Origin of the sequence: Paenibacillus sp. S-38, assembly GCF_049942825.1 — a bacterium.
Classification (GTDB): Bacteria; Bacillota; Bacilli; order Paenibacillales; family NBRC-103111; genus Paenibacillus_G.
Window position 1 is genome coordinate 34,008 of record NZ_CP187970.1, and the last position, 13,406, is coordinate 47,413.

Annotated in this window: 17 protein-coding genes and 1 riboswitch; all 17 genes read left to right on the top strand. The window is 57.6% G+C overall.

What is annotated here, in order from left to right:
• The first annotated feature begins 128 nt into the window (after positions 1-128).
• The 17 genes from prfA to ACP26L_RS00260 all read left to right on the top strand — a co-directional run bounded on the left by prfA (position 129) and on the right by ACP26L_RS00260 (position 13,391).
• The gene (gene prfA / locus ACP26L_RS00180) at positions 129-1,208 is read left to right on the top strand and encodes a peptide chain release factor 1 (protein WP_426454763.1); all 1,080 of its coding nucleotides are present in this window, start codon (positions 129-131) and stop codon (positions 1,206-1,208) included.
• The gene (gene prmC, locus ACP26L_RS00185; protein ID WP_426450438.1) at positions 1,201-2,109 is read left to right on the top strand and encodes a peptide chain release factor N(5)-glutamine methyltransferase; all 909 of its coding nucleotides are present in this window, start codon (positions 1,201-1,203) and stop codon (positions 2,107-2,109) included. The genes prfA and prmC overlap by 8 nt, the downstream gene beginning before the upstream one ends.
• 164 nt (positions 2,110-2,273) lie before the next feature.
• Complete coding sequence (gene spoIIR, locus ACP26L_RS00190) at positions 2,274-3,074, top strand: stage II sporulation protein R (protein ID WP_426450439.1); 801 nt, start codon at positions 2,274-2,276, stop codon at positions 3,072-3,074.
• A gap of 77 nt (positions 3,075-3,151) precedes the next feature.
• Positions 3,152-4,231, top strand: a complete 1,080-nt coding sequence (locus tag ACP26L_RS00195) for an L-threonylcarbamoyladenylate synthase (protein ID WP_426450440.1) — start codon at positions 3,152-3,154, stop codon at positions 4,229-4,231.
• Between the two features lie 98 nt (positions 4,232-4,329).
• Complete coding sequence (locus ACP26L_RS00200; protein WP_426450441.1) at positions 4,330-4,893, top strand: manganese efflux pump MntP family protein; 564 nt, start codon at positions 4,330-4,332, stop codon at positions 4,891-4,893.
• Positions 4,894-5,030: 137 nt separating this feature from the next.
• Positions 5,031-5,615: a low molecular weight protein arginine phosphatase gene (locus tag ACP26L_RS00205; protein ID WP_426450443.1), complete on the top strand. Its 585-nt coding sequence runs from the start codon at positions 5,031-5,033 to the stop codon at positions 5,613-5,615.
• Between the two features lie 100 nt (positions 5,616-5,715).
• A riboswitch (ZMP/ZTP riboswitch) is annotated at positions 5,716-5,796 on the top strand.
• 98 nt (positions 5,797-5,894) lie between these two features.
• Positions 5,895-6,353: a ribose 5-phosphate isomerase B gene (rpiB, locus tag ACP26L_RS00210; RefSeq protein WP_426450444.1), complete on the top strand. Its 459-nt coding sequence runs from the start codon at positions 5,895-5,897 to the stop codon at positions 6,351-6,353.
• A 38-nt stretch (positions 6,354-6,391) separates the two neighbouring features.
• Positions 6,392-7,009, top strand: a complete 618-nt coding sequence (locus ACP26L_RS00215) for a TIGR01440 family protein (protein WP_426450445.1) — start codon at positions 6,392-6,394, stop codon at positions 7,007-7,009.
• Positions 7,010-7,105: 96 nt separating this feature from the next.
• On the top strand, positions 7,106-8,353 hold the full coding sequence (gene glyA / locus ACP26L_RS00220; RefSeq protein WP_426450446.1) for a serine hydroxymethyltransferase: 1,248 nt from the start codon (positions 7,106-7,108) through the stop codon (positions 8,351-8,353).
• A 206-nt stretch (positions 8,354-8,559) separates the two neighbouring features.
• Positions 8,560-9,189: a uracil phosphoribosyltransferase gene (gene upp / locus ACP26L_RS00225; protein ID WP_426450447.1), complete on the top strand. Its 630-nt coding sequence runs from the start codon at positions 8,560-8,562 to the stop codon at positions 9,187-9,189.
• Between the two features lie 32 nt (positions 9,190-9,221).
• Positions 9,222-10,364 carry a non-hydrolyzing UDP-N-acetylglucosamine 2-epimerase gene (gene wecB, locus ACP26L_RS00230; RefSeq protein WP_426450448.1) on the top strand — a complete coding sequence of 381 codons (1,143 nt, stop codon included), beginning with the start codon at positions 9,222-9,224 and terminating at the stop codon, positions 10,362-10,364.
• Positions 10,365-10,538: 174 nt separating this feature from the next.
• Positions 10,539-10,766 (top strand): AtpZ/AtpI family protein, encoded by a 228-nt coding sequence (locus ACP26L_RS00235; RefSeq protein ID WP_426450449.1) that lies wholly within the window; start codon positions 10,539-10,541, stop codon positions 10,764-10,766.
• The gene (locus ACP26L_RS00240) at positions 10,766-11,152 is read left to right on the top strand and encodes an ATP synthase subunit I (protein ID WP_426450450.1); all 387 of its coding nucleotides are present in this window, start codon (positions 10,766-10,768) and stop codon (positions 11,150-11,152) included. Before ACP26L_RS00235 ends, ACP26L_RS00240 begins: the two co-directional genes overlap by 1 nt.
• 30 nt (positions 11,153-11,182) lie before the next feature.
• Positions 11,183-11,974, top strand: a complete 792-nt coding sequence (gene atpB / locus ACP26L_RS00245) for a F0F1 ATP synthase subunit A (protein WP_426454765.1) — start codon at positions 11,183-11,185, stop codon at positions 11,972-11,974.
• Between the two features lie 81 nt (positions 11,975-12,055).
• Complete coding sequence (gene atpE, locus ACP26L_RS00250; protein WP_426450451.1) at positions 12,056-12,280, top strand: F0F1 ATP synthase subunit C; 225 nt, start codon at positions 12,056-12,058, stop codon at positions 12,278-12,280.
• 74 nt (positions 12,281-12,354) lie between these two features.
• Positions 12,355-12,840 carry a F0F1 ATP synthase subunit B gene (gene atpF / locus ACP26L_RS00255; RefSeq protein WP_426450452.1) on the top strand — a complete coding sequence of 162 codons (486 nt, stop codon included), beginning with the start codon at positions 12,355-12,357 and terminating at the stop codon, positions 12,838-12,840.
• Entirely contained in the window at positions 12,840-13,391 is a 552-nt protein-coding gene (locus ACP26L_RS00260; RefSeq protein WP_426450454.1) for a F0F1 ATP synthase subunit delta, read from the top strand. Before atpF ends, ACP26L_RS00260 begins: the two co-directional genes overlap by 1 nt.
• The last annotated feature ends 15 nt before the right edge of the window (positions 13,392-13,406 follow it).

Genomic DNA, 13,406 nt, shown 5'->3' on the forward strand with positions numbered 1-13,406 from the left:
TCATGAGAGTGGAGCCGCCTTAGCCTTCAAGGACATCAAGGCGGCGGAGCAGACAGCAGGAAACAGTCAGTAGGATGCCATGGGCACGGATACGAAGAAACGGAAATGAAGGGAAAGGGTGAATGACGATGCTGGACCGGCTACAAGCGCTGGCGGACCGTTATGAGAAATTGAGCGAGCTGCTCTGCGACCCCGATGTCGCGGGCGACTCCAAGAAGCTGCGGGAGTTCTCGAAGGAACAGTCCGACCTGCAGGAAACGTATGATGCTTACATGGAATACAAGAGCGTGTCGGAGCAGTACGAAGCCGCTCGGGCCATGCAGGCGGAGAAGCTTGACGATGAAATGAAAGAGCTCGTCAAGATGGAGCTCGAAGAGCTGACGGAGCGCAAGACCGAGCTCGAAGAGCGCATCAAGGTGCTCATGATGCCGAAGGATCCGAACGACGACAAGAACGTCATCGTCGAGATCCGCGGCGCGGCCGGCGGAGACGAGGCGGCGCTGTTCGCGGCTGACCTGTACCGCATGTATACCAAATATGCGGATACGCAGGGCTGGAAAATCGATGTCATGGATGTGAGCATGAACGACCTTGGCGGCTTCAAGGAGATCATCTTCATGGTCAACGGCAAGGGCGCTTACAGCAAGCTGAAGTTCGAGAGCGGAGCGCACCGCGTACAGCGGATTCCGGCGACGGAGTCTGGCGGCCGGATCCATACCTCGACGTCTACGGTGTCCGTGATGCCGGAGATGGAAGAGTTCGATATCGAGATTCACGACAATGACATCCGGGTCGACACGTTCTGTTCGAGCGGCGCCGGCGGACAGTCCGTCAACACGACGAAGTCGGCGGTGCGCGTGACGCACATCCCGACGGGGATCGTGGCAACGTGCCAGGACGGCAAATCGCAGAACTCGAACAAAGAGAAGGCCCTGCAGGTACTGCGGGCGCGGATCTTCGATAAAGCGCAGCAGGAAGAGATGGAGAAGTACGGTGCCGAGCGGAAGAGCAAGGTCGGTACAGGCGACCGCTCCGAGCGGATCCGCACCTACAACTTCCCGCAGAGCCGCGTGACCGATCACCGGATTGGTCTCACGCTGCACCGTCTGGATTCGATCATGAACGGCGACATGGGAGAGATTGTATCGGCCCTGACGATCGCCGCGCAGACGGAACAGATGGAAAAAGGAGAATACGCCGGTGCTTGATGAGCGGCGAAGAACCATACGTGAAGCCTATACCGAGGCTTCTTCTTTTTTGGCGGCACATGGTGTGCGCGAGCCCGGGTCCAACAGCGAGCTGCTGCTCGCCTATGTGCTAGGCGAGAGCCGCAGCGGGCTGCTGCTCCGCTGGCCGGAGCCGTTCCCGCCGGAGCGGGAGGCGCTGTGGCAGCGCGTGCTCGAGCGCAAGGCGGCGGGCGAGCCGGCGCAGTACATCATCGGGGAGCAGGAGTTCTACGGGCTCCCCTATACGGTGACGCCGGCCGTGCTGATCCCGCGGCCGGAGACGGAGCTGCTGGTCGAGGCCGTCATCCGGCTCGGAAGGCAGCTGTGGATGGGCCCCGGCGAGGGCGGAGAAGGTCCGCTCGCGGCCGATGTGGGCACCGGCAGCGGCGCCATCGCGGTTACGCTGGCGTCGCAGTGCCCTTCGTGGCGCCTGATGGCCTCGGACATCTCGCGCGCAGCCCTGGATGTGGCGCAGGCCAATGCCGTGCGCCACGGGGTGGAGGAGCGGATCACCTTCGTGGAAGGGGATCTGCTCCTCCCGTGGATCGAGCAGGGCATCGCGCTCGATCTGGTCGTCTCGAATCCGCCGTACATCCCGGATTCGGATGAGGCGGGCCTGCAGCCGGAGGTGCGGCTGTACGAGCCGCGAACCGCGCTCTACGGCGGGCCCGACGGCCTGGAGCCGTACCGGCGGCTGACGCAGCAGCTGCTCCAGCTGCCGGCGGTGCCGCGGCTGGTCGGCTTCGAGGTAGGCCAGGGGCAGGCTCCGGAAGTGCGCCGGCTGCTCGAGGCGGCGGCCGACTGGGACGGCGTGCTCGTCGTGCCGGACCTTGCCGGCATCGAGCGGCATGTGGTCGCTTACCGCAGCGGCAGGGGAAGCTAGCATGAGGGCATCGCAGGATCAGCCGCCATTCCAAGAAGAGCAGGATGGCGGCTGTTTGCTATCATTTTGTGGTCTATGAAGTATAAACTCTCGCAATCGGGTCATAATGACTACTAGAACTTATATGTTTATAGAGTCATAGATTCCGAGAGGGGCTGCTTACAATGGTCAAACGGGTGTCGTGGAAACGGTATGGATATCTGCTGTTTGCCTTTATGGTGATGATGACCTGCTGGGAGTCGAACCGCTCCAATGTCATGCTCGTTACCGCAGCTGCGGCTGAGAAGGGCGGCGAAGCGGTCGGACAATCGATTCCGCAGGAGTCCATCCGGCTGCGCATTCTGGCCAACTCCGATGCCCCTGCTGACCAGTGGATCAAGCGTGAAGTGCGAGATGCCATTGTGGCCGAGATGGAAGGCTGGGTGGACCAGCCGAAAGGGATCGAGGAAGCACGCGAAGCAGTCCGCGCCCATCTCCCCGAGCTGAGTGAGGTGGTAGGCAGCACCCTCCGGAAGAATGGTTTTGATTACGCTTATAACGTGGAACTCGGCAGGGTTCCTTTTCCAACGAAGATGTACGGCAATGAAGTTTATCCGGCCGGCGAGTACGAAGCGCTGCGTGTGTCCATCGGGGCAGCCGAAGGACAGAACTGGTGGTGCGTACTGTTCCCGCCCCTGTGCTTCATTGATTCCGAAATGGTCGTGAAGCCGGAGAACACGGCACATGCGGCCGAAGCGGAAGAGGCTCCGGCGCAAAGCGAAGAAGACGGGAAGAAAGCTTCGGCCGAGAAGAAACCGGAGAAGAAACCGGAGAAGAAACCGGAGAAGAAGTCGGAGAAGAAGTCGGAGAAACCTTCGGATACGGTGAAAAAGACGGAGGGCGAAGTGGCCGCCGCTACAGCCAAGCCTGAAGTGCGATTCTTCCTCTGGGACCTGCTCCAAACGATCGGTGCATGGTTTGCATAATTATCACCCGGAAGGCCTCCTTCGGCGCCTGAAGCTCCATGCTGAGCGATGCTTCCTTCCGGAGAATACAAAGTGGGATGATGTGGATGACAACGAAAGCATGGAAAGTCAAAGCGGAAGAGGCCGTGCCCGCCGCACTAGCCGAAGCAGCCTCCCTCCTGAGGAAGGGAGGGACGGTAGCTTTCCCCACGGAAACCGTATACGGTCTCGGCGCCGATGCCCGCAGCACGGAAGCGGTTGCCGCCGTGTTCGCGGCCAAGGGAAGGCCCTCCGACAATCCGCTCATTGTGCATATTGCTGACCGGTCTCAGCTGGAGGAGCTTACGGCTCCACCGGAGGAGGCCGTTTCGCGTTTGCTCGATGCGTTCTGGCCGGGGCCGCTCACCGTGGTACTCCCGGTGAAGTCCGGCGTGCTGTCGCCGCTCGTCACCGCCGGCTTGTCCACGGTAGGCGTGCGGATGCCGGACCATCCGGTGGCACTGGCGCTGATCGCCGCCGCAGGCTGCCCGGTGGCGGCACCGAGTGCGAACCGGTCCGGCCGGCCGAGCCCGACCCGGGCGTCCCACGTGCTTGAAGACCTCGGCGGCCGCATCGGCGGAATTGTGGACGGCGGTGAGGCCGGAGTAGGCCTGGAGTCTACCGTAGTGGAATATGCCGGCGGAGTGCTGCATATTCTGCGTCCGGGCGGCGTCACGCAGGCCCAGCTGCAGGAAGTGCTGCCGGATGTCCCCGTTGTGGGCGCTTCGGCGGGTCTTGATGCGGAAAGCCTGCCGGAGCCGGAGACACCGCGCGCACCGGGCATGAAGTATGCCCATTACGCCCCCAAGGGGACCATGGTGCTTGTACAGGGGGAGGATCCAGCAGCCGTTCGCGAGCGCATTCAGAGGGAACTCGATGCGGCTAAGCAGCGGGGCGAACGCACGGGCGTATTCACCTATGAAGAGCATGCCCGCCACTTTGAGGCTGACCATGCAGCGGTCTGCGGGAGGCTCGGGGATCCGGATTCCATTGCACGGAAGCTGTACGCGGCCCTGAGGAGCTTCGATGAAGCCGGTGTGACGTTCATTGCCGCGGAGGCTTGTCCGGACGAGGGGATTGGCCAGGCGGTGATGAACCGCCTGCGTAAAGCGGCCGGCGGACACCTCCTCACCATATAACGGATCTTTTGCTGCAGACCGTCTTCCGCCCTGCCTGTCATGAATCCCCCCTTGTCCGCATAGGATGGTTAGGAATAGGGACAGGGGGTAGGGGAAGCATGGCATGGTCATCGCCTCTCATGTGGGCTCAATTCGTTTCAATCGGGCTGATGGCTCTGGCTCTGGGGCTTGACGCGCTTTCACTAGGACTAGGACTAGGCATGAAAGGCATCCGCAAGCTGGATATTTTGAAGGTGAGTGTCGTAACGGCGCTCTTCCATATTCTGATGCCTCTTGCAGGGATGTGGATGGGCGGCTATATCTCGGTGCTCCTCGGCAAAGTGGCCACGATGTGCGGCGGCCTGCTCCTCCTTCTGCTCGGAGGGCATATGATCTACAGCTCCCTTCATCCGGGCGAAGAACGCTCTTACGATCACCGGTCCCTGGTCGGTCTGCTGCTGTTCTCACTGAGCGTCAGCATTGATGCTTTCTCCGTCGGGGTATCGCTCGGCATGTTCGCCGGCGATGTACTGCTGACCGTGGGCATGTTCGGTGCGGCGGGCGGCCTGATGTCGGTCATCGGTCTGCTGCTCGGCCGGCATGTGGGCCAATGGATCGGGGAGTACGGGGAGATGCTGGGCGGAGTCATCTTAATGGCATTCGGCCTGAAGTTTCTGCTGTGACCCTCCCCCGGGAACGGCAGGGCGTCAGCAGCCTTTTGGATGTTGCCTCGTTTTGAGGTACAATAGAGGAGAAAGGTTCTACTACCGAATACTGAATTGCAAATCTCTGACAATAGACGAAAAAGGCGGGGAGACGCATGAAGCGGATTTTGTTCGTTTGTACCGGCAATACGTGCCGAAGCCCGATGGCGGAAGGGTTGATGCGCAGGGTTGCAGCGGATGAGGGACTGACGGGGCTGGAAGTGCGGTCGGCGGGAGTGGCGGCCATGGAGGGAACGCCGGCATCCGGCCATGCTGCTTCCGTGCTTGAAGCGAGGGGCTGCCCTGCGCCTTCCGCTTCCACCTACCTGAACCAGTCGGCTGTCGATTGGGCGGATCTCATCCTGACGATGACTTCCAGCCACAAACGGCATACGATCCAGCTGTATCCGGAGGCCGTAGACAAAGTGCATACGCTCAAAGAGTATGTGCAGGATGATGCCGAATCGGCAGGCAAGCTCGCTGAGGTGGAGAGCCTTGTGACCGAGCTGCAGCTCAAGCAGGCGCTCTCCGGCGAGGTTACCGAAGAGGAACGTGCGCGTGTTCGTATGCTGCAGCAGGAGCTGCCGAGCCCCGATATTGCCGATCCTTACGGCGGTCCGCTCCGTTTGTACGAGGCCTGCGCCCAAGAGATTGAGGACTGCCTGCGGAAGCTGGCCGCTAAGCTCAAGTCGGGTCAATAACCGCCGAATCCGGAGCATTCGTGAAGTGAAGATGGGGGCTTTCCTCCAAAATAGGCTTTACAGCCACCCGAAGTTTAAGCTATGATAAAGTAGACATGAAGGACTCCGATGTAACTGGCGACGAGTGGGATCAACCACAGTGGAGCATCGGGACATACGGCCGGTCGCCTGGGCAAAGAGCTGCGCATGAAGCGGATTTCCGCATGCGTCCGGCTCTTTTTCTTTTTGCGGCGGGAGTGCGGTATAATAGATGGGATCAAAGCGAGGAGGCGACGAAGGATGAAAATTGCAATGGGTGCAGACCACGCGGGATACCGGCTGAAGGACGAGCTGAAGCCGTTCCTTGAAGCGCTGGGCCATGAGGTGGAGGATTTCGGGTGCTCCTGCGGCGATTCGGTGGACTATCCGGACTACGCGATTGAAGTGTGCGACAAAGTCGTATCCGGTGAAGCGGATAAGGGGATTCTGATCTGCGGGACCGGGATCGGCATGACGATCGCCGCCAACAAAGTGCCCGGCATCCGCTGTGCACTGGTGCACGACTTGTTCACGGCGAAAGCGACCCGCGAGCACAACGATACGAATGTGCTGACGCTCGGTGAGCGGGTGGTAGGGCCCGGCGTGGCGCAGGAGATCGTGAAGATCTGGCTCGAGACTGAGTTCTCGCACGGCGAACGTCATCAGAAGCGTCTTGACAAGGTCAGAGCGATTGAAGAGAAGTACGCTCTGCATCCTTAATTGACCGACGGTCCGCACGAGAGAGAGGACGGGATCAGATGACAGAGGAGCATTCGGCAGTGCAGGAACATGGCGGAGCATCCCTTCTGACCGACCTGCGCCCGCAGGTGGAGCAGATTCTTCGGGAGCTGGTTCAGGCGGGCGGCGTGAAGCCCGGGCAGCTGCTGGTGATCGGGACAAGCACCAGCGAAGTGCTCGGGCACCGGATCGGTACGGCGGGGAGCGGTGAAGTGGCCGAGCGGATTTTTGCGGCCGTGGAAGCGGTCCGGGCGGAGGTCGGATTCTATCCGGTCTACCAATGCTGCGAGCACCTGAACCGTGCCTTGGTTCTGGAGCGGGAGGCCGCCGAGCGGTACGGGCTCGAGGAAGTCAGCGTTGTGCCTGCTCCGCGGGCTGGCGGATCCATGGCGGCCTACGCCTATCGGCATCTGCCCCAGGCGGTGGTGGTCGAGGCGGTTCAGGCGCACGCGGGCATCGATATCGGCGATACGATGATCGGCATGCATCTGAAGCGTGTGGCGGTGCCCGTCAGGCCCTCCATCCGGCAGCTCGGCGATGCGCATGTGACGATGGCCTTTACCCGGCCGAAGCTGATCGGCGGTGCAAGAGCCGTCTATACGGCGGAAGCCCCGCAGGTGAACGACAACTGCAGATAACCGGATCATCCGGTGAACTGTTAGGTATAGATGATGGATTTTATTGTTGAACTGGAAACAGATTGTTTGAAAACCAATTTAGGGAGGAATTTCACCATGGAACAACTGCGCAAACAAGACCCCAAAATCATTGAGGCGATGAACCTCGAGCTCGGCCGCCAGCGTGACAAAATCGAACTGATCGCTTCCGAGAACTTCGTCTCCGAAGCGGTACTGCAGGCAATGGGCACGGTCCTGACGAACAAGTACGCCGAAGGCTACCCGCACAAGCGCTACTATGGCGGCTGTGAATATGTCGACATCGTGGAAGATATCGCACGCGACCGCGCGAAGGAATTGTTCGGCGCCGAGCATGCGAACGTGCAGCCGCACTCCGGCGCACAAGCCAACATGGCGGTCTACCTCGCTGCGGTGAAGCCAGGCGAGACGATCCTGGGCATGAACCTGGCGCACGGCGGCCACTTGACGCACGGTTCCCCGGTGAACGCCTCCGGTATTCTGTACAACTTCGTCGCTTACGGCGTTACGGAGAAGGATTCCCGCATCGACTATGACGATGTCCGCAAAGCGGCGTTCAAACACAAGCCGCGTCTCATCGTGGCCGGTGCTTCCGCTTATCCGCGTACGATCGACTTCGAAGCACTCGCTTCCATCGCCAATGATGTGGGTGCGCTGTTCATGGTCGACATGGCTCATATCGCGGGCCTCGTAGCGGCTGGCCTGCACCCGAATCCGGTGCCTCACGCCCACTTCGTTACGACAACGACGCACAAGACGCTCCGCGGCCCGCGCGGCGGTATGATCCTGTGCCGCAAGCCTTGGGCGGCAGCCATTGACAAAGCGGTCTTCCCGGGCTCCCAGGGCGGCCCTCTGATGCACGTGATCGCGGCCAAAGCCGTGGCCTTCGGCGAAGCGCTGCAGCCGGAGTTCAAGACCTACGCGCAGAACGTGGTAGATAATGCGAAGGCGCTGTCGGAAGCTCTGACGGCGGAAGGCATCAACCTCGTATCCGGCGGTACGGACAACCACCTGATGCTGATCGACCTGCGCAACCTGAACATCAGCGGTAAAGACGCCGAGCACCTGCTCGACGAAGTAGGCGTAACGGTCAACAAGAACGCCATTCCGTTCGATCCTACGTCTCCGTTTGTAACAAGCGGTATCCGTGTAGGTACGCCTGCCGCAACCTCCCGCGGTATGGACCAGGAAGCGATGAAGACGATCGCTAAGATCATCTCCCTCACCCTCAAGAACCCTTCCGACGAAGCGGTTCACGAGAAGGTGCGCGGCATGGTCAAAGACCTCACAGCTCAGTTCCCGCTGTATGCGGGTCTCGGCTACTAAGACCAGATATCGGCTCATGCCGGCGAATCTCCTTCGGGGGAAACGCCGGCTTTTTTTGTTCCACGTGGCACACTGGCTTGGTGAATATCGCTGCTGGGATAAGTACGGACGGTTGTGGTATAATAGACAGGATTTGGCGCGGCACCCAAGGAAACGACAGAGTACGATTGCGCTTAGTGATTTTGGTGAAGACAGGGAGAAACAATATGGGAAAAGTTTACATTTGCGATCATCCGCTGATTCAGCACAAGCTGACCTACATAAGGGATGAGAACACGACCACGAAGGACTTCCGGGAGCTGGTCGATGAAGTGGCCACACTGATGGCCTATGAGATTACGAGAGATATCCCGCTGGAGAAGGTCCAGGTCAAGACGCCGGTGACGATGGCAGAGTGCCGGGTCATTTCGGGCCGCATGCTGGGGTTGATTCCCATCCTGCGTGCGGGCCTTGGCATGGTGGACGGCATCCTGAAGCTCGTTCCTGCAGCAAAGGTAGGGCATATCGGACTGTACCGCGATCCGGAGACGCTGGAGCCCGTGGAGTATTATGCGAAGCTGCCGACGGACGTGCTGGAGCGGGAGCTCATTGTGATCGACCCGATGCTGGCTACGGGCGGCTCGGCGAACGCTGCCATTACAGCGCTCAAGAACCGGGGGTGCACCCAGATGAAGCTGATGTGCCTGATCGCGGCGCCAGAGGGCGTACAAGCCGTACAGGAGGCACACCCTGATGTGGACCTGTATGTGGCTGCCATTGACGATTATTTGAATGACCACGGTTACATCGTTCCGGGCCTTGGAGATGCAGGAGACCGGTTATTCGGCACGAAGTAATACGGAGATAGGTGAGAGGAGAAATACCTTTTATGAAGAAGACCAAGGTAATTACGATCTTCGGAACGCGTCCCGAGGCCATCAAAATGGCACCTCTCGTGAAAGAGCTCGAGAAGCATCCGGATCATATTGAATCGCTTGTATGCGTGACCGCGCAGCACCGTCAGATGCTTGATCAAGTGCTCGACATTTTCAAGATTAAGCCTGACTATGACCTTGATGTCATGAAAGACCGCCAGACGCTCAACGAGATTACGATCCGCGTACTGCAGGGGCTCGACCCGGTATTCCAGCAGGAAAAGCCTGATCTGATCCTGGTGCACGGCGATACGCTGACCACATTCCTGGCAAGCTACGCCGCATTCCTGCAGCAGATTCAGGTAGGTCATGTTGAGGCAGGTCTGCGCACTTGGAACAAGATGTCCCCCTATCCGGAAGAGATGAATCGGCAGCTGACCGGTGTGCTGGCCGACCTGCACTTTGCCCCGACGAACTGGTCTGCGGGTAACCTGCGCAAGGAGAATAAACCGGAAGACCGCATCTTCGTTACAGGCAATACGGTAACCGACGTATTCCAGTACACCGTGCAGGACGAGTTCCAGCATGAAGTGCTCGACTGGGCGAAGGGGAAGCGCCTCGTGATGATGACCGCCCACCGCCGGGAATCGCAGGGCGAGCCGCACCGCCAGATCTTCCGGGCCGTCCGCCGTCTTGCCGATGCGTTCGACGATATTGCGATCGTATACGCCGTACATCCAAGTCCGGCCGTTAAGGAACCGGCCTACGAGATGCTCAGCGGTCACGAGCGGATCAAACTCATCGAACCTCTCGATGTGTTCGAATTCCACAATTTCTACCGTCATGCGCATCTTATCCTCACGGACTCCGGCGGGCTGCAGGAAGAAGCGCCATCCTTTGGTGTGCCGGTTCTCGTCCTGCGGGAGACGACCGAACGTCCGGAGGGGATTGAGGCAGGGACTCTGGAGCTTGTCGGGACGGACGAAGAGAAGGTGTTCAGCAGGGCCAGCGCCCTCCTCAGCGATCAGGTGCTGTATGAACGAATGAGCCGTTCGGCCAACCCTTACGGGGACGGGAAGGCTTCGGAACGTATCGTTGAGGCGATCCTCTATCACTTCGGGCATGCGCCCCAGAGACCGGAGCCGTTCAATCCGTGACAATATCATGACAAACGTCACAGCGTACAGTTGCACTGTGCGGTTTGGAATCGCGAAAAACCTTGATACATCTGGGTTTTTGAGGTAGTTGAGGTGGTTCCGCAGCATGGAAAGTGAATTGACAAATCTTACTTTACTCCGATACAATATATGAGGATTCTCAGGAGGAAGCGAATGAAGCAACCAGATCCGAAGAAGGATAATCCCTGGCGTGCGGTTGCTCTAACCAGCGCGATCGGGATTGATCTTGCGGTATGCGTAGGTGCCGGGTATTGGATAGGGGAGTTGTTCAGCGGATTCATGGGAGGAGGGCAGATGTGGGTTCTCGGCGGCGTCATGCTGGGATTCGCAGCTGCAGTTGCATCCATCTATCTACTTATTAAGTTTACCGGAGGGCTCTGATGGATGATTTTTCAGCCCATCTGAAAACGGTTCAAAACACCTTTCTCTTTTTTTTGTCTTTTTGTTTGGTTGGCTGGGCTCTGCTTGAAGGTTACAGACCCTACTTTGCAGGTCTCATGCTGGGAGCGACTGTGAGCATCATTAACGCAAGATACCTGGCATGGAAGATCCGGAGAGTAACAGGGTCGGAAGGAGACGGGCCTCCGCCGGCGAGAAAGGCGAATATGGGATTCATGACAAGGGCGGCTATCGCTACGATGGCAGGACTACTGGCCAATCGATATCCGGAATTCGTCTCGCTTCCCACGACCGTTGCAGGATACTTTTTCACTCAATTGGTAACACTTGTATTGGGTTTTATTTCTATCAGGAAAGCCAACAAATAGCTCTCTTTGAAAGGGGTGAAAAAGGAAAACATGGGACACTTAGCACCAGTCATTGAAATTTTCGGTTTCCATCTCGATTTGTCGGCGCTTCTTATGATTATCGTTACGAGTATTGTTGTGCTGCTGATTGCCGTAGCCGGTGCAAAAAATGCGTCGGTCACCAACATTTCCAAGATGCAGAATTTCATGGAGTGGGTGATTGAGTTTGTCGAGGGAATTCTCGGCAGCACCTTGGGTTCAAAGCATGGGAAGCCGTTCTTGGCCCTCGGATTAACGCTCATTATGTTTATCTTCGTCGGCAACATGCTCGGTCTTCCGTTCAACATTGTGACGGAGCATCATGACGCGGCATCGGCAACGATCGCCGGCCAACCGTTCGTAAGTCAGGAAGCGTTCCATGATGCTGCTGAGAAAGGCGAGCATGGCGTTGGAGTAAGCTGGTGGAAATCACCGACAGCAGACGTATCGATTACCGCTGCGCTTGCACTGATGGTTATCGGGCTCAGCCACTATCTCGGTATGACCCGCAATGCGAAGCATTACTGGAAGCACTACATCGAACCGTATCCGGTTCTCTTGCCAATTAACCTCGTTGAGACGGTTGCGAAACCGCTGACACTTGCTCTTCGTCTATACGGTAACATTTATGCAGGCGAAGTCATGATCAGCGTTATCATCTCGGCCGGTTACTTCGGGATTATCCCGCTCTTCGTATGGCAGGGCTTCAGTGTCTTCGTAGGCTCGATTCAAGCCTTCATCTTCACTATGCTGACTATGGTTTACATCTCGCAGACTCTGGTACATGAAGAAGATCATCACTAGGTTTTCGTTTGTGTCGGCAACGTCAGAATTACTTGATTCACCAGAATATAACTTTTTTAATTAAAGGGAGGATTTTTCACAATGGGAGCTTTAGCATTGGTAGCAGCAGGCGTAGTATTCGGTTTGGGAGCACTGGGTGCAGGTATCGGTAACGGTTTGATCGTTGGTCGCGCAATTGAAGGAATTTCCCGCCAGCCAGAACTTCGCGGTACACTGCAAACGACAATGTTCCTCGGTATCGGTTTCGTAGAGGCCCTTCCGGTTGTATCCTTGGTTCTCGCGTTCTTGTTTATGGGTAATGCCTAAGAGTTCGTAGGGCGGGGATGGCTCAGCCTCCGCGCCTTCGTTTTGCCCATGTTATCCGAAGGGAGTGACGTTACTTGGAGATTAATTGGTCGTCGTTTATTATACAAATCGTAGCCTTTTTGGTACTGTACCTCCTGCTTCAAAAATATGCGTTCGGACCGCTCTTCGGCATCCTGGAGAAACGCAGACAGCATGTATTGGATCAAGTCCAAGCGGCTGATAACAACCGCAAGCAGGTTGAACAGTTGGTAGAGGAGCAAAAGCAGGCTCTCCAGCAAACGCGCAAGGAAGCTCATGATATCATCGAGCAGGCAAGACAAACTTCCTCGAAGCAGGCGGATGACATTATCGCACAGGCGAAAGCGGAAGCCGTTCGTCTGAAAGAAGAAGCCGTCCGCGATATCGAGAACGAGAAGAACAAAGCGGTAGCTGCGCTGAGAAGCCAGGTTAGCGCGATGTCCGTTCTGATCGCATCGAAGATCATCGAGAAGCAGATTGACGAGAAGTCGCAGGAACAATTGGTTGAGCAGTACCTCAAAGAGGTAGGAGGCAACCAATAATGAGCCAGGACACGATCGTAGCGAAGAGATACGCGAAAGCGCTATTCGAAATTGCAAAAGAACAAGGCCGGATCGCTCAGGTGGAAGAGGAACTGAAAACCGTTGTCTCCACGCTGAAGCAGAACGCCGACTTCTACAAGCTGATCAAGCATCCGGCTATTGGTGCTGCCGCTAAAGCGGAAATGCTGAAGCAAATTTTTGAAACATCGCTGTCGGAAACCACCTTCAACACGCTCTTCCTTCTGATCGATAAAGGGCGGGAGGAACTGCTGGAGTCGATGGTTGCTTACTACGTGGGTATCGCCAGCGAGGCGTTGAACCAGGCGAATGCCACGGTCTACACGCCAGTGGAACTGAACGAAGCAGAGCAGAGCCATATTGCTTCCACGTTCGGCAAGATAACCGGCAAACAAATCCGTGTCAGCACGGTGCTCGATAAAAGCCTGCTTGGCGGCATTCAAGTTCGTATCGGCGATCGCCTGTACGACGGAAGCTTGTCCGGCAAGCTGCAGCGTCTGGAAAGAGCATTGAATCAATCTCAAGCATTGTAGATAGGGGTGAGGTTC

Excerpts from the sequence above, each read along its gene's own strand:
- ACP26L_RS00260 (WP_426450454.1), top strand. The coding sequence starts at position 12,840 with ATGAGCCAGGACACGATCGTAGCGAAGAGATACGCGAAAGCGCTATTC.
- upp (WP_426450447.1), top strand. The coding sequence starts at position 8,560 with ATGGGAAAAGTTTACATTTGCGATCATCCGCTGATTCAGCACAAGCTG.
- prfA (WP_426454763.1), top strand. The coding sequence starts at position 129 with ATGCTGGACCGGCTACAAGCGCTGGCGGACCGTTATGAGAAATTGAGC.
- spoIIR (WP_426450439.1), top strand. The coding sequence starts at position 2,274 with ATGGTCAAACGGGTGTCGTGGAAACGGTATGGATATCTGCTGTTTGCC.
- atpB (WP_426454765.1), top strand. The coding sequence starts at position 11,183 with ATGGGACACTTAGCACCAGTCATTGAAATTTTCGGTTTCCATCTCGAT.
- rpiB (WP_426450444.1), top strand. The coding sequence starts at position 5,895 with ATGAAAATTGCAATGGGTGCAGACCACGCGGGATACCGGCTGAAGGAC.
- glyA (WP_426450446.1), top strand. The coding sequence starts at position 7,106 with ATGGAACAACTGCGCAAACAAGACCCCAAAATCATTGAGGCGATGAAC.
- ACP26L_RS00215 (WP_426450445.1), top strand. The coding sequence starts at position 6,392 with ATGACAGAGGAGCATTCGGCAGTGCAGGAACATGGCGGAGCATCCCTT.
- wecB (WP_426450448.1), top strand. The coding sequence starts at position 9,222 with ATGAAGAAGACCAAGGTAATTACGATCTTCGGAACGCGTCCCGAGGCC.
- ACP26L_RS00200 (WP_426450441.1), top strand. The coding sequence starts at position 4,330 with ATGGCATGGTCATCGCCTCTCATGTGGGCTCAATTCGTTTCAATCGGG.
- ACP26L_RS00195 (WP_426450440.1), top strand. The coding sequence starts at position 3,152 with ATGATGTGGATGACAACGAAAGCATGGAAAGTCAAAGCGGAAGAGGCC.
- ACP26L_RS00205 (WP_426450443.1), top strand. The coding sequence starts at position 5,031 with ATGAAGCGGATTTTGTTCGTTTGTACCGGCAATACGTGCCGAAGCCCG.
- atpE (WP_426450451.1), top strand. The coding sequence starts at position 12,056 with ATGGGAGCTTTAGCATTGGTAGCAGCAGGCGTAGTATTCGGTTTGGGA.
- ACP26L_RS00240 (WP_426450450.1), top strand. The coding sequence starts at position 10,766 with ATGGATGATTTTTCAGCCCATCTGAAAACGGTTCAAAACACCTTTCTC.
- ACP26L_RS00235 (WP_426450449.1), top strand. The coding sequence starts at position 10,539 with ATGAAGCAACCAGATCCGAAGAAGGATAATCCCTGGCGTGCGGTTGCT.